This is a genomic window from Massilia sp. (genome assembly GCF_032106685.1).
Taxonomy (GTDB): domain Bacteria; phylum Pseudomonadota; class Gammaproteobacteria; order Burkholderiales; family Burkholderiaceae_D; genus Telluria.
Genome location: NZ_DAMCPG010000021.1, coordinates 1 through 18,985, shown reverse-complemented (window position 1 = coordinate 18,985; position 18,985 = coordinate 1). Strand labels below are relative to the sequence as shown.

15 protein-coding genes and 1 tRNA gene are annotated in these 18,985 nt (G+C 66.3%); 10 read left to right on the top strand and 6 right to left on the bottom strand.

The window, feature by feature from the left end:
• Nucleotides 1-397: 397 nt before the first annotated feature.
• Genes mutY through mutM form a run of 3 tightly spaced genes read right to left on the bottom strand, consistent with a single transcriptional unit; the run spans nucleotide 398 to nucleotide 4,294 of the window.
• On the bottom strand, nucleotides 398-1,510 hold the full coding sequence (gene mutY / locus RT688_RS13140; protein ID WP_313705331.1) for an A/G-specific adenine glycosylase: 1,113 nt from the start codon (nucleotides 1,508-1,510) through the stop codon (nucleotides 398-400).
• A 7-nt stretch (nucleotides 1,511-1,517) separates the two neighbouring features.
• A complete protein-coding gene (locus RT688_RS13135) occupies nucleotides 1,518-3,437 on the bottom strand; it encodes a dynamin family protein (protein ID WP_313705330.1) in 1,920 nt (639 codons plus the stop codon).
• Between the two features lie 23 nt (nucleotides 3,438-3,460).
• Entirely contained in the window at nucleotides 3,461-4,294 is an 834-nt protein-coding gene (gene mutM, locus RT688_RS13130; protein ID WP_313705329.1) for a bifunctional DNA-formamidopyrimidine glycosylase/DNA-(apurinic or apyrimidinic site) lyase, read from the bottom strand.
• Between the two features lie 152 nt (nucleotides 4,295-4,446).
• Between mutM and RT688_RS13125 the strand changes: the two genes are divergently transcribed.
• From RT688_RS13125 to ychF, 9 genes are all read left to right on the top strand, one after another.
• On the top strand, nucleotides 4,447-6,204 hold the full coding sequence (locus RT688_RS13125) for a tetratricopeptide repeat protein (RefSeq protein WP_313705328.1): 1,758 nt from the start codon (nucleotides 4,447-4,449) through the stop codon (nucleotides 6,202-6,204).
• Between the two features lie 181 nt (nucleotides 6,205-6,385).
• Nucleotides 6,386-6,976, top strand: coding sequence for an outer membrane lipoprotein LolB (locus RT688_RS13120; protein WP_313705327.1), 591 nt, complete (start codon nucleotides 6,386-6,388; stop codon nucleotides 6,974-6,976).
• Entirely contained in the window at nucleotides 6,976-7,857 is an 882-nt protein-coding gene (gene ispE, locus RT688_RS13115; protein ID WP_313705326.1) for a 4-(cytidine 5'-diphospho)-2-C-methyl-D-erythritol kinase, read from the top strand. The genes RT688_RS13120 and ispE overlap by 1 nt, the downstream gene beginning before the upstream one ends.
• A 70-nt stretch (nucleotides 7,858-7,927) precedes the next feature.
• Nucleotides 7,928-8,004 (top strand) — tRNA-Gln (locus RT688_RS13110).
• A 145-nt stretch (nucleotides 8,005-8,149) separates the two neighbouring features.
• Nucleotides 8,150-9,100: a ribose-phosphate pyrophosphokinase gene (locus RT688_RS13105; RefSeq protein WP_313705325.1), complete on the top strand. Its 951-nt coding sequence runs from the start codon at nucleotides 8,150-8,152 to the stop codon at nucleotides 9,098-9,100.
• Between the two features lie 197 nt (nucleotides 9,101-9,297).
• The gene (locus RT688_RS13100; protein ID WP_313705324.1) at nucleotides 9,298-9,888 is read left to right on the top strand and encodes a 50S ribosomal protein L25/general stress protein Ctc; all 591 of its coding nucleotides are present in this window, start codon (nucleotides 9,298-9,300) and stop codon (nucleotides 9,886-9,888) included.
• Between the two features lie 150 nt (nucleotides 9,889-10,038).
• The gene (gene pth, locus RT688_RS13095; RefSeq protein ID WP_313705323.1) at nucleotides 10,039-10,623 is read left to right on the top strand and encodes an aminoacyl-tRNA hydrolase; all 585 of its coding nucleotides are present in this window, start codon (nucleotides 10,039-10,041) and stop codon (nucleotides 10,621-10,623) included.
• 112 nt (nucleotides 10,624-10,735) lie between these two features.
• The gene (locus RT688_RS13090; RefSeq protein ID WP_313705322.1) at nucleotides 10,736-11,833 is read left to right on the top strand and encodes a patatin-like phospholipase family protein; all 1,098 of its coding nucleotides are present in this window, start codon (nucleotides 10,736-10,738) and stop codon (nucleotides 11,831-11,833) included.
• 139 nt (nucleotides 11,834-11,972) lie between these two features.
• The gene (gene ychF / locus RT688_RS13085; RefSeq protein ID WP_313705321.1) at nucleotides 11,973-13,064 is read left to right on the top strand and encodes a redox-regulated ATPase YchF; all 1,092 of its coding nucleotides are present in this window, start codon (nucleotides 11,973-11,975) and stop codon (nucleotides 13,062-13,064) included.
• A 98-nt stretch (nucleotides 13,065-13,162) separates the two neighbouring features.
• Here ychF and RT688_RS13080 read toward each other — a convergent pair whose 3' ends face one another.
• Nucleotides 13,163-14,023, bottom strand: coding sequence for a lysozyme inhibitor LprI family protein (locus RT688_RS13080; protein WP_313705320.1), 861 nt, complete (start codon nucleotides 14,021-14,023; stop codon nucleotides 13,163-13,165).
• Nucleotides 14,024-14,240: 217 nt separating this feature from the next.
• On the opposite strand from RT688_RS13080, the gene RT688_RS13075 reads away from it, so the two are divergent.
• Nucleotides 14,241-16,229 (top strand): alkaline phosphatase PhoX, encoded by a 1,989-nt coding sequence (locus RT688_RS13075; protein WP_313705319.1) that lies wholly within the window; start codon nucleotides 14,241-14,243, stop codon nucleotides 16,227-16,229.
• A 153-nt stretch (nucleotides 16,230-16,382) separates the two neighbouring features.
• On the opposite strand, the gene RT688_RS13070 is transcribed toward RT688_RS13075, so the two are convergent.
• Nucleotides 16,383-18,044 (bottom strand): ShlB/FhaC/HecB family hemolysin secretion/activation protein, encoded by a 1,662-nt coding sequence (locus tag RT688_RS13070; protein ID WP_313705318.1) that lies wholly within the window; start codon nucleotides 18,042-18,044, stop codon nucleotides 16,383-16,385.
• A 35-nt stretch (nucleotides 18,045-18,079) separates the two neighbouring features.
• A partial coding sequence (locus RT688_RS13065) for an MBG domain-containing protein (RefSeq protein WP_313705317.1) occupies nucleotides 18,080-18,985 on the bottom strand: 906 nt, incomplete at its 5' end.

Below are 18,985 nucleotides of genomic sequence, written 5' to 3'. Positions count from 1 at the left end.
GTGCGTGTCCCGGCCACCAGCGTCACCGATGAAAGGCGTCGCGATGCAACCGGTGAGACCGCGTGGGCTCAGGAGCCCACCCTACGCAACCCCGGTAGGGTGGGTTCTCGAACCCACCGGGCGGTAGCAGGATGCAAACGGCGGAGGCGGTGGGTTCAAGAACCCACCCTACGAGAACAGGCTGGGCCGCGCGCGTTTCGTAGGGTGGACACCTGTGTCCACGCTGTATGGTGCGCGTCCCGACCACCAGCGTCACCGATGAATGGCGTCGCGATGCAACCGGTGAGACCGCGTGGGCTCAGGAGCCCACCCTACAAAACCCGGTAGGGTGGGTTCTCGAACCCACCGGGCGGTAGCATGATGCGAACGGCCGGGGCGGTGGGTTCAAGAACCCACCCTACGAGAACAGGCTGGGCCTGGCGAGTTCTCCGAGCAGCTTCTTGACCGGCGCCGGCAAGGCTGCCTCGTCGATCGCCGCCAGTTTCCACCACACGAATCCTTCCGGCGCCGCCGGCCGCGCGGCCAAGGTCAGCTTGTGCGGGAAGATGTGCAATTTGTAGTGCGTGAACACGTGCACCAGCGGCAGCAGGGCCTGCGCTTCCTCGACTTCGCCGAAGCGCGCGAACGCCCCGGCCAGGCTTGCCGGCGCCATCAGCGCGGGAGACGCATCGCCCAGCGCCACATGCCCCTCGACCTCGGGCAGCGACAGCAGGCCGCCCCAGATCCCGCTGCCGGGCCGCTGCTCGAGCAGTACTTCACCGTCGTGCACGACGACCAGCAAATCGGCGCGCTTCTCGGGCGTGGCCTTCTTCGGTTTGCGCACCGGCAGTTCGGCCGTGCGGTTCGTGGCGAACGCGACGCAGCGCGCCTGCAGCGGGCAGCGGCCGCACTCGGGCTTCGAGCGCGTGCACAGTGTGGCGCCAAGGTCCATCAGGCCCTGCGTGTAGGACTCGATGCCCTCGACCGGCAACAGGGCGTCGGCGCGCCGCCACAATGCCTCTTCCACGCGTTTCTCGCCCGGGTACTGGTCGACGCCGAACACGCGCGCGAACACGCGTTTCACGTTGCCGTCGAGGATAGCGGCGCGGGTGCCGTTCGAGAACGCGGTGATGGCGGCCGCAGTGGAACGGCCGATCCCGGGCAGGTCGGCGAGCAGGGCCGGATCGCTCGGGAACACCCCGCCGTACTCGTTCACCACGCGCTGGGCGCAGGCGTGCAGGTTGCGCGCGCGGGTGTAGTAGCCCAGGCCGCTCCAGTGCGCCATCACGTCCTCGATCGGCGCCTCGGCCAGCGCCTGCACGGTCGGGAAGCGCGCGAGGAAGCGCGCGTAGTAGCCCAGCACCGCCGCCACCTGAGTTTGCTGCAGCATGATCTCGGACAGCCAGACGCGGTAGGCGTCGCGCGTGTTCTGCCAGGGGAGCGTGTGGCGGCCATGCGCGCGCTGCCAGGCGATCACGGCGTCGGAAAAGGTCGGGTCGATCAGGTCGTCGAATTCGGTCAAGCGTTTCATGTAGTGTCTATGCGGCTTCCAGCAGGGCGGGTTCGTCGAGCGCCGCGCCGACGGCCGCGCCCAGGTCCAGCACCGCGCGGCGCTGGCGCTGCAGTTCGTCCTGGCGCGCCTCGAAGGCGGCGATCTTCTGTTCCAGGCTGTCGGTCGCGTCGTGGATGCGCTGGATCGAGGCCAGGCGGTGGCGCAACTGCTCCTTGTGCTGGCGGATCTGGGTTTCGAGCGGCGCCATGATCACCTTCAGCCAGGCTTCGACGTCGCCGTTTGCGGCGCGGAAGGTGCGCCGCACGCGCGAGGCGATCGAATCGAAGAAGCGTTCCATCAGCGTCGCCCGGCTGGTCATGAGCAGGGTGGCGGTGCCGAACTGTTTCGCGTAGAGCGCCTCGATGGCGTCGATCTCGGCGCGGTAGCGCGCCAGGCTCAGGCCGGGCGGCGCCGACAGGGTCAGGCCGTGCTCGGCCGCGAAGCCGCGCACCATGGCCTCGGTCGTGGCGCCGATCTCGCCGACCTTCGCTTCGGCCGCGTCCAGCGCCGCGCGCGCCTCGTCGAAGAACGTGCGCACCGGCGCGCGCATGCCGGTCGCGAAACGCGCGGCCTGCAGCGCCAGGCGCACGGCCTCGGCCTGGCGCTGCACGGCGTCCAGGCCGAGGAGGGAGTACAGCTGGGTCGACAGCGCGGCGAAGCGCGTGCGCGCGTCCTGCAAACGCAGCAGGCCGGCGTCGAAATCCTTCCGCTCGGCCTCGATGCGGCGCATCATCAGGGACAGCACCGCCTGGTTCTTGCCGCGCAGGCTTTTCAGTTCCTGCAGCTGCTCGACCAGGTCGCGCATGCGCGCCGCCAGCGCCCCGGCCAGCGCGGTCTCCAGCGCGGCGAGGTCCTCGCGCAGCTGGCGCGACAGGATCGCCTTCTTCTGCGGCACCAGGCCCTGCAGCAGGGCCGTTTCCAGCGCGCCGACGCGGCTGCGCTCGAACAAGTCCATGTCGCCCTGGATGCGCCCGACCAGCGCCTGCTGCGCCGAGACCGGATACACCTGTCCGACTTCCAGGCCGAGCTGGCGGGCGACGTCCTGCCGCTGGCGCGCGAGCTCGGCTTCGTTGTCGGCCTCGTTCTTGAGGGGATCCCACATGGCGTCGATCTTGTTCAGCACCACGATGCGTCCCGACCCGGCGCCGATGTGGGTGCGCCAGACCTCGATGTCGCTGCGCGTGACGCCAGTCTCGGCGGCCAGCACGAACAGCACCGCGTGCGCGTTCGGGATCAGGTTCAGCGTCAGTTCCGGCTCGGTGCCGATCGCGTTCAGGCCCGGCGTGTCGAGGATCACCAGGCCCTGCTTGAGCAGCGGGTGCGGCAGGTTGATCAGGGCGTGGCGCCACTGCGGGATCTCGACCGTGCCGTCGGCTGCGCACGCGTCGGCGTGCTCCGGGTCCTGCGGGTCGTACAAGCCGTAGCGCTGGGCTTCCTCGGCGGGCACGCGGCGCGTCAGGCTGACCTGGCGGAAGGCGTCGCGCATGCGTTCGGGGTCGCCGAGGTCGAGCGGCAGCACGGTCCAGGCGGCCGGATCGTCGCGGTAGTCGCCGGTCGAGAGCGTGCTGGCGCGGGTCTCGATCGGCAGCAGGCGGATGCAGGGATCGAAGGCGGCGTCGTACAGCAGCTCGGTCGGGCACATGGTGGTGCGCCCGGCGGCCGACGGCAGGATGCGCTGGCCGTAGTCGGCGAAGAAGATCGCGTTGATCAGCTCGGATTTGCCGCGCGAGAATTCGGCCACGAAGGCGATCGACAGCCGGTCGTCGCGCACCCGCGCCTGGGCCTGGCCGATCCGCGCCAGGGCGGCGGCGTCGGCCAGTTCGGCCGCCTGCAGCGCGCCGCGATAGGTGTCCAGCGCATCGGCGATGGCGGCGCGCCAGGCGCCGTATTCTTGGATCTGTTGCATGTTCCGCCCGCTTGTCAGGTTGCTTACCGCTGGCAGGTCGCGCAGTAGAAGGTGGAGCGCTGGCCCTGCTTGATCTGGCGTATCGGCGCCCCACAGTTGCGGCAAGGCACTCCAGCACGATCATAGACGAAATATGTCTGCTGGAAATATCCTGACTGTCCGTTTACGGCAATAAAGTCACGCAATGTGCTGCCGCCCTGCACGATGGCGGCAGCCAGGATGTCGCGAATGGCCTGCGCCAGTTTCTCGTAGCGCGCGCGGCTGATGCGCGAGGCCGGTGTCTTCGGGTTGATCCCGGCCCGGAACAGGCTTTCGCAGGCGTAGATGTTGCCGACGCCGACCACGATGTCGCCCGCCAGCAGCACCTGCTTGATCGGGGCGCTGCGCTTGCGCGTGGCGCGGTACAGCAGCTCGGCCGAGAAGCTGTCCTCGAGCGGTTCGACGCCCAGGCCGCGCAGCAGGATGTGCTGTTCCAGTTCGCCGTCGTCGATGCCGTGCCAGAGCACGGCGCCGAAGCGGCGCGGATCGTGCAGGCGCAGCACCTGGCGCACGCCGTTGGCGCCGACGACCAGGTCGAAGTGGTCGTGCTTCTTCAGCTCGATACCCGGCGGCAGTACGCGCAGGTGGCCGGACATGCCGAGGTGGACGATCAGGGTGCCGCTCGCGAAGCCCAGCAGCAGGTATTTGCCGCGCCGCTTGACGTGCTCGATGCGCTGGCCGACCAGCGCGTCGGCGATGTGGACGGGGAAGGGCCAGCGCAGGCCCTCGCGACGGAACACGACCTGCTCGACCACGCGGCCTTCCAGGTGCGGCGCGACGCCGCGCCGGGTGACTTCTACTTCTGGGAGTTCAGGCATGTAAATTCGACAAATTCTTGTAAATTCGTGTTGCGGGGGCGGACGCGTTGCAGGGCTTGGGCGTAGAATCGGGACATCGTTACCGATATGGACACGCTTTGAAAAACGCTTTCGTCATTGTAACTCTCTCCGGTGTGCTGGCGGCATGCGCTGTGGCGCCGCAACCGCAGCCCGCTGCGCAAGCGGCGGCCGCGGCGAAAGCCGCCGATCCGCAAGCCATGGCCGAGGCGCGCGAAGCCGAGCAGCAGGCGGCGGCCGAGGCCGAGAAAGCGGCGCAAATGGCGCGCCTGCCCAAGGTCGCGTTGACGCCGACCTTGCTGAACCAATTGCTGCGCGCCGAGTTCGCGTTTCGCAAGGGCGACTGGCAAGGTCCCTACCTGACGATGCTGGCGCTGGCCCAGCAGACGCGCGACCCGCGCCTGGCGCGCCGCGCCGCCGAGATGGCCCTGGCCGCGCGCCAGCAGGACGATACCCTGGCCGCGGTGCGCGAATGGCGCAAGCTCGATCCGCAATCCGAGGAAGCGACGCAATACTATCTGGGGATGGTCATCCTCTCCGACAATATCTCCGACGCCGAAGCGATCTTCCGCAAGCGCCTGGAAAGCGCCCCGGCCGAGGTGCGCGGCGTGGTGCTGTACCAGGTCCAGCAATTGCTCTCGCGCGCCAAGGACAAGGAAGCAGCCAACGCCATGCTCGAGCGCCTGGTCGCGCCCTATGGCGACACCGTCGAGGGCCGCGTCGTGCTGGCCCAGGCCGCGCTGGCGCGCGGCGACAAGGAGGAGGGCGTACGCCAGGCGCGCGCCGCGCTGGAACTGCAGTCGTCCTCGCAGATCGCGATGCTGACCCTGGCCCAGGCCAGCGACAGCGAGGAGCAGGCCACGGCCTTGCTGGAAAAATTCCTGGTCACCAATCCGAATGCGCGCGAAGTGCGCGCCGCCCATGCGCGCATCCTGGTCAACGCCAAGCAATACGAAGCGGCGCGCCGCGAGTTCCAGTTGCTCGACCAGCAGCAGCCGGACAACGTCACCACGCTGTACGCGCTGGGCGTGCTGTCGACCCAGCTGAACGACCCGGCAGGCGCGGAGCGCTACTTCACCCGTTTCGTCGAGGTGCTGGGACGGAACCCGGACGACGAGCGCGACCCTTCGCGGGCCTTGCTCATCCTGTCGCAACTGGCCGAGGAGCGCGGCGACCTGCAGGCCGCCGTCGGCTGGCTCGATAAACTGCCCGAGGGCGACGAGAAGACCGTGTTCAGCGCCCAGCTGCGCCGCGCCCAATTGCTCGGCAAGGGCGGCGACGTGCCGGCCGCGCGCCGCCTGCTCGCCTCGCTTGCGCCGTCCGATCCTGCCGCCCAGGCCCAGGTGCTTGCTGCCGAAGCGCAGATCCTGCGCGACGCCGGCCAGGCCGGCCAAGCCTATCAATTGATGCAGGCCGCCACCAAGCGCTTCCCGGCCAATCCCGACCTGCTGTACGACTATGCCTTGCTGGCCGAAAAGGCCGGCCAGGTCGAGGAAATGGAGCGCGCCCTGCGCGAGGTGATGCGCCTGGCGCCGGACAACCACCATGCCTACAACGCCCTCGGCTATTCCCTGGCCGAGCGCAACGTGCGCCTGGAGGAGGCGCGCGCGCTGATCGTGAAGGCGCTGGCGATGGCGCCGGAAGATCCCTTCATCATGGACAGCATGGGCTGGGTTGAATACCGCATGGGCAACCTGGAAGCGGCCGAGGCCCACCTGCGCCGCGCCTATGGCTTGCGCCGCGATCCGGAGATCGCGGTGCACCTCGGCGAAGTGCTGTGGCAGCGCGGCAAGCGCGCCGACGCCCAGAAGCTCTGGCTCGAGGCGCGCGCCAAGGACCCGCAGAACGATACCTTGCGCAGTACCCTGGCGCGCTTGCGCCTCACGCTGTGAAATAATCAAGAGCGTCTGACAAAACCTCCATGGCTGCGTTGCATCGTCTCGCCGTACGCTCGTACTGTCTTCGACGACGCGCCTTGCCCTGTCGGGTTTTGTCAGAGGCTCTAACCAGCATGAATCCGGCGGCGGGCGCATGCCCGCCGCGCTTTTTTGTAGACTACCGACTATCCGAACGATGCCAATCACCCGCCGCCTGACCCTGTTCGCCATCGCCGCCGCGCTTGCCGGCTGCGCCAGCGCGCCCCTGTCCCAATCCACTGTCGCCGACTACCGCGAGACGATCGACCTCAGCGGGCGCCTGTCGGTGAACTACGAAAAGGACGGCCAGCCCGGTTCGGTCACGGGCAATTTCGAGTGGTCGCAACAGCCGGGCCGCATCGACGTCAGCCTGGCCTCGCCGCTGGGCCAGACCCTGGCCGAGATCAGCGTCACGCCGCAAGGGGCCACGCTGACCCAGGCCGGCCGCGAGCCGCTGAGCGCCGAGGACATCGATACCCTGACGTCCCAGGCGCTGGGCTGGTCACTGCCGGTGGCCGGCTTGCGCGACTGGATGCAGGGCTATGCCACGGCGGCCGACGGCACGCGCTTCGTCGCGTCGCCGGCGAATAACAGCGTCTACACCAGGGATGGCTGGCGCCTGCGCTTCGTCTCCTGGCAAGATGAGAAAGCCGCACGGCCAGTGCCCCAGCGCATAGACGCCGAGCGCAGCGCCACCGCCACCAGCGGCGAGCTGCAGATCCGTATCATCATCAACCCGGCTGCCTGATGAAGTCGCTGCACCATTGCCCGGCCCCGGCCAAGCTGAACCTGTTCCTGCACGTCGTCGGCCGCCGCGCCGACGGCTACCACCTGCTGCAAAGCGTCTTTCAACTGATCGACCGCGCCGACACCCTTGATTTCGACCTGCGCGACGATGGCCGCATCCAGCGCATCAACGACGTGCCCGGCGTGCCCGCGGAGCAGGACCTGGTGGTGCGCGCGCTGCACCGCCTGGCCGAGGCGTTTCAAACGCGCCATGGCCGCGCCGTACCCGGCATCGACGTGCGCCTGGACAAGATCCTGCCGATGGGCGGCGGCCTGGGCGGCGGCTCGTCCGACGCCGCGACCGCGCTGATGGCGGCGAACCACCTGTGGCAGTGCGGTTTCAGCGATGCCGAGCTGATGGCAATCGGCCTGCCGCTGGGCGCCGACATTCCGTTTTTCCTCTACGGCGAAACCGCCTTCGTGGAAGGGATCGGCGAGGCGATGCAGCCGGTGGACGGCCCGGATTGCTGGTACGTGGTGATCGAACCTGGCGTCTCGGTGCCGACCCCTGCAATTTTTACCGCACCCGATTTGACAAGGGACACAAAACCCGTCAGAATAGCGGACTTTCCTGAGGCACATAAGTTAAGTGCATACGGGAAAAATGATTTGCAAGCAGTAGCGGCCCGCTTGTTTCCTGCAGTAGGGGAGGCGATCGAGTGGTTGGGGCGTTACGGTGCTGCCAGGATGACTGGCTCAGGGGCGTGTGTGTTTTGCGCGCTGCCCGGCGAAGCTCAAGCGGATCAGGTGTTGCGGCAAGTGCCCGACAGCTGGAAATCGTGGAAAGCAAAATCGCTGGCGCGACACCCGATGAAAAAGCTCTTGCAAAACAGTATGTTGTAGAATAAAATTTTGCCTGTCGCAGCGATTGACGTTACAATAGTTGAGCACTGCGGTAAGCTGTAGGTTGCGTAGGGGAATCGCCAAGTTGGTTAAGGCACCGGATTTTGATTCCGGCATTCCAAGGTTCGAATCCTTGTTCCCCTGCCATTCAATTTGTCCGGCCTGTCGATGCTGCAAGCGTCCAGCGGATAAATAAGGAAAGCACGAAAATGGTCGCTCTCCATAACGCATAATCAGCCGGTATATCCGGCTGATTGTTTTTCAAGTTCAAGCTCACCTTTCTGGGACTCCCATGGCTTACGAAAACCTGATGGTTTTTACCGGCAATGCCAATCCGGCGCTAGCAGAAGGGGTCGCAAAAAACCTCGGCATTCCTCTCGGTAAAGCCGTGGTCTCGAAGTTCTCCGATGGCGAAGTAATGGTCGAAATCAACGAGAACGTTCGTGGCAAGGACGTCTTCGTTCTGCAATCGACCTGCGCACCCACCAACGATAACCTGATGGAAATCATGCTGATGGTCGACGCTCTCAAGCGCGCATCGGCTGGCCGCATTACCGCTGCCATTCCATACTTCGGCTATGCCCGCCAGGACCGCCGCCCGCGTTCGGCGCGTGTCGCGATCTCGGCGAAAGTCGTCGCCAACATGCTGGAAGAAGCCGGCGTCGAGCGCGTCCTGATCATGGACCTGCACGCCGACCAGATCCAGGGTTTCTTCGACATCCCGGTCGACAACATCTACGCTTCCCCGATCCTGCTGGGCGACCTGCAGAAGCAGAAGTACGACGACCTGCTGGTCGTCTCGCCCGACGTCGGCGGCGTGGTGCGTGCCCGTGCGCTGGCCAAGCGCCTCGGCTGCGACCTGGCGATCATCGACAAGCGCCGCCCGAAGGCGAACGTGTCGGAAGTCATGAACATCATCGGCGAAGTCGAAGGCCGTAACTGCGTGATCATGGACGACATGGTCGACACCGCGGGCACGCTGACGAAAGCTGCCGAAGTGCTGAAAGAGCGCGGCGCCAAGAAAGTCGTGGCCTACTGCACCCACCCGGTGCTGTCCGGTCCGGCCATCGACCGCATCTCGAACTCGCCGCTGGACGAGCTGGTTGTCACCGACACCATCCCGCTGTCGGAAGCCGGCGCCGCCTGCCCGAAGATCCGCCAGCTGACCTGTGCTCCGCTGCTGGCCGAGACCTTCAAGCGCATCGTCAAGGGCGACTCGGTCATGTCGCTGTTCGTCGACTAAGCAATACACGCATCAAACCGCGGCGCGCCAGGCTGAACAGCCGGCGCGCCGTTGTGCCGTAAAAATATCGGAATTCTTGAGTGCGCAGTCAGCGCTCAATCGCCGCCTGTCCCTGGTCGCGGGGGCAGGCATTTACCGGGCGCGGGCCGGGAATCATTCCCGGCATTCGGGCCCACACTTTATTACTGGAGTTTTACATGAAAGTAGTCGCATTCAACCGCACCCTGCAGGGCACCGGAGCGAGCCGCCGCCTGCGCAACGCTGGCCAGACCCCTGGCATCATCTACGGTGGCGCCGAAGCCCCGCAGCTGATCGCCCTGGACGGCAACGCGTTGTTCCACGCGCTCAAGAAAGAAGCTTTCCACGGTTCCGTGCTGGACATGGAAATCGAAGGCAAGACCCAGCAAGTCCTGCTGCGCGACTTCCAGATGCACGCATACAAGCAACTGGTCCTGCACGCTGACTTCCAGCGCGTCGACGCATCGCAGCCGATCCACACCAAGGTCACCCTGCACTTCGTCAACGCCGAGACCTCGCCAGCCGTCAAGCTGAGCAGCGCTGTCATCTCGCACGTGATGAACGAGCTGGAAGTCGCCTGCCTGCCGGGCAAGCTGCCTGAGTTCATCGAAGTCGACCTGGGCAACCTGGAAGCCGGTCAGTCGATCCACGTGAACGACCTGAAACTGCCGGAAGGCGTGACCGCGCTGACCCACGGCCAGAACCTGACCATCGCCACCTCGACCGTGCCGCGTGGCGCTGCCGCTGCTGCCGAAGGCGAAGAGAAGTAATTTTTCCGCCGCTCCTTGTGGGCGGTCGAAATCAAAACCCGTCGGGGCGCAAGCCGCGGCGGGTTTTTTTGTTTTGCTGTTTCCTTGCCCGTTCTTTCCTGATCCTTTCCCGTTTTCGGCGATAATCGCCTTTTTCCTGACGCGACCGCTATGTCCATCCGCCTCATCGTCGGCCTCGGCAACCCTGGCCCAGAATACGAACAAACCCGCCACAATGCCGGCTTCTGGCTGGTCGACAACCTCGCCAACAGCCTGCCGGGCTGCCGCCTGCAACGCGAGAGCCGTTTCAATGCACTGATGGCGAAAACATCCATTTCCGGCAAGGAGGTCTGGCTGCTCGAACCGCTGACCTTCATGAACCGCTCCGGCCAGTCGGTCGGCGCGCTGGCGCGCTTCTACAAGATCAACCCGGACGAGGTGCTGGTCGTGCACGACGAGCTCGACCTGCTGCCGGGCGTCGCCAAATTGAAGAAGGGCGGTTCCTCGGGCGGCCACAACGGCCTGAAGGACATCACCGCCGCGCTCGGCACCCAGGACTACTGGCGCCTGCGCATCGGCATCGGCCACCCGCGCAGCCTGAACCTGCAGCAGGGCGTGGCCGACTTCGTCCTGCACCGCCCGCGCCGCGAAGAGCAGGGCCCGATCGAGGAATCGATCGACAAGGCGCTGCGCATCATCCCGCTGGCCGTCGAAGGAAAACTCGACGCCGCGACGATGCAGCTGCATACGGCCTGACGGGTTTGCGTAGGGTGGGCACCTGTGCCCACGCGGTACGGCACCTGCATATCGAAACGCCCGACCCTGCCGCAACCTGCGCAAACCGCCCCGTCCTGCGATAATTCCCAGGATGAGCGCACTCAACTTCCACGCCGGCCCCCGGGCCCTGGCCCGTATCCGCGCGCACGGCCTGCGCGCCGGGGACGTCGCCGTCATCCCCGCCGCCGCCGGCGGCCCCAAGGGCCTGATCTTCCAGTCCCTCGACCAGTACGTCTTCGGCGAATGGCTGCCGCAAAGCCCGCGCGTACGCACCCTGATCGGTTCCTCGATCGGCGCCTGGCGCATGGCTGCCGCCTGCCAGCGCGACCCGGTGCGCGCCTCCGAGCGCCTGGGCGCGCTGTACGCCGGCCAGCGCTACACCAGCACCAAGCCCAGCCCCCAGCAGATCAACGCCGTGGTGCAGGAGCTGCTGCGCGAATTCGCCGGCGGCCACGAGGACGACATCCTCGGCCATCCCCATCACCGCCTGCACCTGCTGGCGGTGCGCGGCAAGGGCGCCTTGGCCGCGCCCGCGCACCGGCGCGCCGAGATGCGCGGCTTCGCCGCCGCGGCGCTGACCAATGTTGCTTCGCGCGCGCGTTTGGCCGGCATGCTCGAGCGCGTCGTGATCGGCGATGCGCGCGACGGCCTGCCCTGGCTGCGCGAGCGCTTCGACAGCTTCACCACCCATTTCGCCACGCTGACGCGCGAGAACCTGGCCGCCAGCCTGCTCGCCTCGGGCACGCTGCCGCTGATCATGCAGCCGGTGACGAACATCCTGGGCGCGCCCGCCGGCCATTACTGGGACGGCGGCATCATCGACTACCACCTCGCGCTGCCCTACGCCTGCATCGAGGCCCAGGACCCGGACGCTATCGTGTTCTACCCGCACTTCAACGAGCACATCGTGCCCGGCTGGCTGGACAAGGCCATGCCCTGGCGCCGCTGCGCACGCGGCCCGAATCGCGGATGGCTCGACAACGTCCTGATCGTCTCGCCGTCGCAGGAATTCATCAAGACTCTGCCGCGCGCCAAGCTGCCTGACCGCGCCGACTTCAAGTTCCATGGGCTGGACCACGACGCGCGCGTGCGCGCATGGTTGCAGGCGATGGGGGAGGGCCAGCGCCTGCGCGACGAACTGGCCGCCTTCGTCGAGCGGCCGGACCTGTCGCGCCTGCGCGCGATCTAAGCAATCCAGGGCCGCCGGCGCATGTTGCGAGCGCGTCATGCGCGCCTGTTTTTGCGGCATTCGCCCGCCTCCCGGGTTACAATGCGGGGTTTCCGAGCTGTTGCACGCAGCTCCATCATCATCGAGAGAAAGAATTCCCATGAGTCTCCAATGCGGCATCGTCGGCCTGCCCAACGTCGGCAAGTCCACCCTGTTCAACGCGCTGACCAAGGCCGGCATCCCGGCTGAAAACTATCCGTTCTGCACCATCGAGCCGAACGTCGGCGTGGTCGAGGTGCCCGATCCGCGCATGGCCCAGCTGGCCGAGATCGTCAAGCCGGAGCGCATCGTCCCGGCCATCGTCGAATTCGTCGACATCGCCGGCCTGGTGGCAGGCGCCTCGAAGGGCGAGGGCCTGGGCAACCAGTTCCTGTCGCACATCCGCGAGACCGACGCCATCGTCAACGTGGTGCGCTGCTTCGAAGACCCGAACGTCATCCACGTCGCCGGCAAAGTCAGCCCGATCGACGACATCGAAGTGATCCAGACCGAGCTGGCCCTGGCCGACCTGGGCGCCGTCGAAAAGGCGATCCATCGCGAGAACAAGAAGGCCCGTTCGGGCGACAAGGACGCCGCCAAGCTGGTCGCCCTGTGCGAACGCATGCTGCCGCACCTGAACGAAGGCCAGCCGGTCCGTACCCTGGGCCTGGACGCCGACGAGATGGCGTTGATCAAGGAGCTGCACCTGATCACCGCCAAGCCGGCGATGTACGTCGCCAACGTCTCGGACACCGGTTTCACGAATAACCCGCTGCTGGACCAGCTGACCGAGTTCGCCAAGAAGCAGAACGCCCCGATCGTCGCGATCAGCGCCGCCATCGAATCGGAAATCGCCGACCTGGACGACGCCGACAAGGCCGCCTTCCTGGCCGACATGGGCATGGAAGAGCCAGGCCTGGACCGCCTGATCCGCGCCGCCTATAAACTGCTCGGCCTGCAGACCTACTTCACCGCCGGCGTCAAGGAAGTGCGCGCCTGGACCGTGAAGGTCGGCGCCACCGCCCCGCAGGCAGCCGGCGTGATCCACACCGACTTCGAGCGCGGCTTCATTCGCGCGCAGACCATTTCGTTCGACGACTACATCGCCTACAAGGGCGAAGCGGGCGCGAAGGAAGCGGGCAAGATGCGGGCGGAGGGCAAGGAGTACATCGTCAAGGATGGGGATGTGTTGAACTTCCTGTTCAACGTCTGACGCCAGGCGCTCCAGAGCGCCGGCACAATCGAACAACCCCGTCACGCAGTCGTGACGGGGTTTTTTCTTTATGATGTCCGCCGCGCCATGGCGGCGACTTATTGGTAGTTTGCCAGGAACTTGCTCCGCTCATCCGTCATCCGGACTTCGCAGTCGGCAATGACGATAGGTTGTAGCGTGCCGCCTTCGAATTCATCACCGGCCTGCGCGCATTTCTGGTCCTTTTCCTTGATCCATGCGCGTTGACTGCCCCTTAACTCGGCCTGCCGCTCTGCGGGCAAGCTTGCCATCACACGCTTGTATTCGTCGTTCAATGTTTTGTCGGCGATCGTGAACTTTCGGCTCAAGCATTCTGATTGCTCCACGTTGATTGCCAGGTCGAGGCCCTTGCATACGCCTGACTTTTCGACAGTATCCGGCACGTCGGTGGACGTTTCGGTGGACGCTTCGGCGGGCTGTTCCGGCTCAGTGCCTCCGGCGGGTGCCGGCTCGGCCGCCGCCGTCTCGGGTGGCGTAACAACGGATTCCGCGACGCCGGCCTTTTTCCTCGCATTGACGATTGCTGCTCCAACATACTGATCGACCTGGCGCAGATCGCCAATCATCACGCCCTTCACGGCGACGATATGGTCTCCCTTGTCGTCGAGTTGGGACTCGAAATCGAGCGGAAGCTGATAAGTGTTTCCTGCTTCATCATTGCTTTTCACGATGAGCGTGGCCTCGCAACTCAGCTTCTTGATTTTCTCGTCATATGCCGAGGAGCGAGGATTTTCCAGGCTCAAGATGGCATAGAGCAGCTCCACGCCAATCTTTTCCCTGTCGGCCTCATTCACGCCAAGCTTGTCGAGCAGGATTTGCTTGACGAGGGTGAGCGTCGCGGGATCCGAGCATTTCGGTGGTTCTTTGGTGCAAGCGGCCAACAGGGGGACGCAAAGAAGGGCAGCAAGAAGCTTGTACATATTTTTCCAGTGGTGGGGGCGAAACTGCGGCGCTGCTGATGCAGCTGATATTTTGCTTGTTAGCAACAAATTATGCCAACAAAACCTGCTCCCGTCATGTGCATGGCAATGGGAGCAAGGCGTGGCCCTTGTCATGAACGTGACATAAGGCCCCGCTATTCTGCGCCTCCATCAGCACAGCATTCGCGGTGCCCACCACCAACTGGAGAAACGACGCATGAATTCGACCCCTGAACTGTCCCGCCGCCGCCTGCTGCGCATGCTGGGCGCCGCCCCGATGCTGCCGCTGGGTGGCTTTGCGACCGCTTCGCTGCTGGCCGGCTGCGGTGGCGACAACAACGACGGCACGCCGGTGGCCGTGACCCCGGTCCCGCCGGTGGTGCCGGTCACCCTGGCGAGCGTCACCTTCAGCTCGATGGACGCGCCGACCCTGGCGAACCCCGCCGCGATGGCCACCACCACAGTCGGTTCCACCATGACCGTGAACTTCAGCGACAGCAGCAAGCTCGATTTCAAGCTGTCCTATAAACCTTTCTTCATCACCGGCGACATGGTCCCGAACGGCGCCGGCGGCACCGTCCTCGCCGGCGGCTACTACAACATCAAGAACCAGCCGATCATCGACACCACCGTGCCCGGCAAGGAGCGCCAGTTCTTCTCGGATTCGCCGGACGGCACTTCGCTGCTGTCGGTGCCGAACGCGAACGTGGCGGGCGTGAAGGGCAAACCGGTCTTCGCCGTGGTGCAGTTCGAATACACCACGCTGGCCCAGGACGGCGTCACCGGCATGTACGGCCGCCTGCCGTCGCCGATCGCGGTGCTGACCCTGGACCAGGACCAGACCACCGGCAAATTGAGCCTGGTGAAGTACCACAACGTCGACACCTCCGGCGTCGAAGGCCTGTGGATCACCTGCGGCGCCAGCCTCTCGCCCTGGGGCACCCACCTGTCGAGCGAGGAGTACGAGCCGAACGCCTTCACCGCCGCGTCGGATTCGCAGTTCAAGGCCTTCAGCAAGAACCTGTACGGCAGCGAGACCGCGGCCAACCCCTACAACTACGGCCACATGCCGGAAGTGACGGTCAATCCGGACGGCACCGCCTCGATCAAGAAGCACTACTGCATGGGCCGCATCTCGCACGAGCTGGTGCAGGTGATGCCGGACCAGCGCACCGTGCTGATGGGCGACGACGCCACCAACAGCGGCTACTTCGTGTTCGTCGCCGACAAGGAAAAGGACCTGTCGTCGGGCACCCTGTACGTGGCCAAGGTCGGCGCCGGCTTCTCGATCGATCCGGCCGGCGCCGCCGCTCCGCTCAGCTGGATCAAGCTCGGCGCGGCTACCAGCGCCGAGATCCGCCAGCTGGCCGCGACCGTCAAGCCGACGGACATCATGGACGTGCGCACCGTCGACCCGCAGGACGTGTCGTTCAAGCAGGTGGTCGCGAACGGCGCCGTCGAGTGGATCAAGCTCATGCCGGGCATGGAGAAGGCCGCCGCCTTCCTCGAGACCCACCGCTACGCCGCCCTGGTCGGCGCCTCGATGGGCTTCACCAAGATGGAAGGCACGACCGTCAACGCCAAGGACAAGATCGCGTACTCGGCGCTGCAGAACTGCCAGTCTTCGATGGTCGCCGGGAACAAGCTGAACGTGGCCGGCAACGGCGTGGCGATCCCGAAGGCGCTGAACGCCGGCGCGGTGATGGCGCTGAACCTCAAGGGTGGACAGAAGGACGTGAACGGCGCGGCCATCAACAGCGAGTGGATGCCGGTCGATATCAAGGCCCTGATCACGGGCGAGGACATCACCGCCGATGCGCTGGGCAATACCGCCAACCCGAACAGGATCGGCAACCCGGACAACCTGAAGTTCTCGGAAAAGCTGCGCACCCTGTTCATCGGCGAAGACAGCGGCCAGCACGTCAACAACTTCCTGTGGGCCTACAACGTCGACACCAAACAGCTCGCGCGCATCATGTCGATCCCGGCCGGCGGCGAGTCGACCGGTCTGCACGCGGTCGATGAACTGAATGGCTGGACCTACATCATGAGCAACTTCCAGCACGCGGGCGACTGGGGCGGCATCCACAACAACGTGAAAGCCACGCTCGATCCGCTGGTGCGCGCGAACTACAAGGACAAGTTCGGGTCCGCGGTCGGTTACCTGACGGGGGAGCTGAGCCAGATGCGCCTGGCGAAAGCGTAGAAAGGGAGAGTCCCGCCACGGGACGCAAGCCGGGCCAAGGTGGAAGTCGGCGGGCGATCAGCGCCAGCCGACGCGGCAAGGATGCGCCCGTAACGCGTGGGCACGGAGTGCCCACGCTACTGGAACGCCGCCGGGAGACCGGCGGTTTTTTGATCAAAAGCGGTATTGCAGGTCCGCCAGCACCAGCGGCGAATCCGCGTGCGCATCCGACTGCGGTGTGCCGCCGCGGCCGCGCCAGGCGACCGCCAGGTTGCCGTACCAGTCGCCGCGGTGGTAGCGCGCGCCGATGCCGGCGCCAGCCAGGCTGCGCTTGTTGGTCTCGCCGCTCCACGGCTTGCGGTTCAGCGTGACCTTGCCGGCGTCATAGAACAGGTAGGGCGCGGTCGCGTACTTCGTGTAGCGCAGCTCGACCTGGCCGATGGCGCCCGAGTCGCCGAAGCCTTCGCCGCTCGGATAGGCGCGCACGCCATAGGCGCCGGCGAGACCGAACTTCTCGGACGAATCCAGGTTCTTCGACGCCCACTGGCGCGACAGGCGGCCGTACAGATCGACGTGCTCGCTCAGCGCCTGGATACGGGCGAGATCGAGGTTGATCTTGCGGAAGCGGCCGGCGCTGCGCGCGCTGGCCAGGTCGGCCACGCCGAGCGCATCGTCCAGGCGCAGGTCGCCGCTGCTCCAGCGCAGCGCGCCGAAGGTCACGCCGGTGCGGATGAATTCGTCGCGCGCGTCGAAGTTCAGGGCGGCGCTGAACACCTTGCTCGACTTGTCGTTTTCGCTGTCGAGCGCGCCCTGGCGGTCGTTCAGGCGCTTGCGCTCGAACTGGCCGGACAGGCTCAGGTTGCGCCGCTGCGAGCGCACCAGCGGATAGGACAGGCCGGCGCTGGCGATGTCCGCGGTACCGGTGGCGTCGAGCGCAGCGAAGTCGCCCGCCAGCGTGTAGTAGGAATGCGTGACGCCGATGCGGCCGCGCAGGCCCGAGGAGCCGACCGGCAGGCTGTAGGCCAGCGCGCCGAACCACATCTTCTCGTTGGTGACTAATGCCTGGACCGCGATCTGGTCGCCGAAGCGGAAAGGGCTGTTCAGTTCGAAGCCGGCGCGCAGGCGCTGGCGTCCGGTATGGCGGTTGCCGTGGTTGTCGATCGCCACTTCGCCGCTGTAGGGTTGCTCGCGCTGGACGTCGACGATCAGGTCGCCGGTGCCGTAGGCCTTGCCGGGACGGATGGTTGGCGTGGTCTTGATGCCTGGCTGGTCGTCGAGGATCAGGGTGACGCGCTCGAGCTGGCTGCTTTCGATCTGCGCGCCTGGCGTCAGGTAATCGAGGAAGCCCTGGGCATCCTCGATCAGCTCCCGCGCACCGGCGGCGGCGATCCTGCCGTAGCGGCCCTCGATGACGCGGATGCGCAGCTGGCCGCTGCTTAAATCCTGCTGCGGCAGCACGGCGCGCGCAAATGGGTAGCCGGCCGCCTGGTAGCGTTCGCTGATGCGCGCGGCCAGGCGGTCCAGGCCGGCGAAATCGAAGTCCTTGCCGGTGACGTCGCCGAGGCTGGCCAGCAGCGTGGCCTCGTCGAGGACGGTATTGCCTTCGATCGCGACCTGCTTCAGGGTGACCTTGATGCCGCCGGGCGTGCCGGGACGGGCTGGCGTTTCGACGGCGACGCCCTGGGCGGGTTTCGGCGCCTGCAGCGCGGGCTGGGTGTTTTCCTGCAGCAGGCGGCCGGCGTCGGGCGGCAGCTGGGTGCTCAGCTGTTGGGCGCCGGCCGGATGGGCGGCGAGCACCAGCAGCGCGGCCGGCAGGAGTCGTGGGAGTGTTTTCATCATCATCATGAGAATGCGTTCAATGTCGGGGGGCGTCATTCGCCCGGTGCGGCGTCGCCGCGGGTGTTGATGCCGCCCGAAACCACCATCACGTCGAGGAACTTGACGTCGCGGCCGGAAGTGGGCGCGTGCGAGGCGGCGCGCCGCATGCCGATCGATTCCTCGCCTTCGGCGCCCTGGCCATCGGTCTTGTCGGTACCGGCGACGGCCACGTAGGAGAGGGCGCCCACGGTCGGTGGAACGAGTTCCGGCACGATGTTGGTGTAGGCCGAGGCGTTGACGGCGACGCGCGTTACCGGCGCTGGCGGCGCCGGTGGTGTCGGTTCCACGGGCACCGGCGCTGGGGCCGGAGCTGGAGCAGGTTCAACCGCGACCGGCGCCGGAGCGATGTTCAGCTGGCCGCCGGTGAAGGCGATCGCGTAGTTGGCGTTGCCGAGCGTGCCCTGGCCGATCGCATAGCTGCCGGCGCCTTCGCCGGGCGCGCGCGCCAGCTGGCCGTCGAGCGTGTCTGCGCCGACCAGGCTGCCGCCCGCCAGGCGCCAGCTCAGTTGCGGGTCGAGCGCGCCGGCCTGCTTGGCGGCGTCGTTCGCGGCGACGGCGATCGGGCGCGGCGTGATCGAGAGCGCGCCGTTGTTGACGGTCAGGACGTAGTTGCCGTTGGCGAGCCGCGACGCGTCGATGGCGTAGCTGCCGACGTTCTCGCCCGCCGCGCGGGTAAGGTTGCCGTTCAGGGTGTCGCTGCCGACCAGCTGGCCGCCGACGATGCGGTAGCCCAGGGTCGGATCGGCGTCGCCGTAGACCTTGGCGGCGTTCTCGACCGCGACGGTCAGCGCGCGCGGCGCAATGTTCAGGGTGCCGCCGTTCACGCTCAGCGCGTAGTTCTGGCTGGCGCTGGCGTCGATGGCATAGCTGCCGACGTTCTCGCCCGCCACGCGGGTGAG

What these genes read in the sequence shown, in the direction of transcription:
- mutY (WP_313705331.1), bottom strand. Translation starts at nt 1,510, where the DNA reads ATGAAACGCTTGACCGAATTCGACGACCTGATCGACCCGACCTTTTCC.
- RT688_RS13135 (WP_313705330.1), bottom strand. Translation starts at nt 3,437, where the DNA reads ATGCAACAGATCCAAGAATACGGCGCCTGGCGCGCCGCCATCGCCGAT.
- mutM (WP_313705329.1), bottom strand. Translation starts at nt 4,294, where the DNA reads ATGCCTGAACTCCCAGAAGTAGAAGTCACCCGGCGCGGCGTCGCGCCG.
- RT688_RS13120 (WP_313705327.1), top strand. Translation starts at nt 6,386, where the DNA reads ATGCCAATCACCCGCCGCCTGACCCTGTTCGCCATCGCCGCCGCGCTT.
- ispE (WP_313705326.1), top strand. Translation starts at nt 6,976, where the DNA reads ATGAAGTCGCTGCACCATTGCCCGGCCCCGGCCAAGCTGAACCTGTTC.
- RT688_RS13105 (WP_313705325.1), top strand. Translation starts at nt 8,150, where the DNA reads ATGGCTTACGAAAACCTGATGGTTTTTACCGGCAATGCCAATCCGGCG.
- RT688_RS13100 (WP_313705324.1), top strand. Translation starts at nt 9,298, where the DNA reads ATGAAAGTAGTCGCATTCAACCGCACCCTGCAGGGCACCGGAGCGAGC.
- pth (WP_313705323.1), top strand. Translation starts at nt 10,039, where the DNA reads ATGTCCATCCGCCTCATCGTCGGCCTCGGCAACCCTGGCCCAGAATAC.
- RT688_RS13090 (WP_313705322.1), top strand. Translation starts at nt 10,736, where the DNA reads ATGAGCGCACTCAACTTCCACGCCGGCCCCCGGGCCCTGGCCCGTATC.
- ychF (WP_313705321.1), top strand. Translation starts at nt 11,973, where the DNA reads ATGAGTCTCCAATGCGGCATCGTCGGCCTGCCCAACGTCGGCAAGTCC.
- RT688_RS13080 (WP_313705320.1), bottom strand. Translation starts at nt 14,023, where the DNA reads ATGTACAAGCTTCTTGCTGCCCTTCTTTGCGTCCCCCTGTTGGCCGCT.
- RT688_RS13075 (WP_313705319.1), top strand. Translation starts at nt 14,241, where the DNA reads ATGAATTCGACCCCTGAACTGTCCCGCCGCCGCCTGCTGCGCATGCTG.
- RT688_RS13070 (WP_313705318.1), bottom strand. Translation starts at nt 18,044, where the DNA reads ATGAAAACACTCCCACGACTCCTGCCGGCCGCGCTGCTGGTGCTCGCC.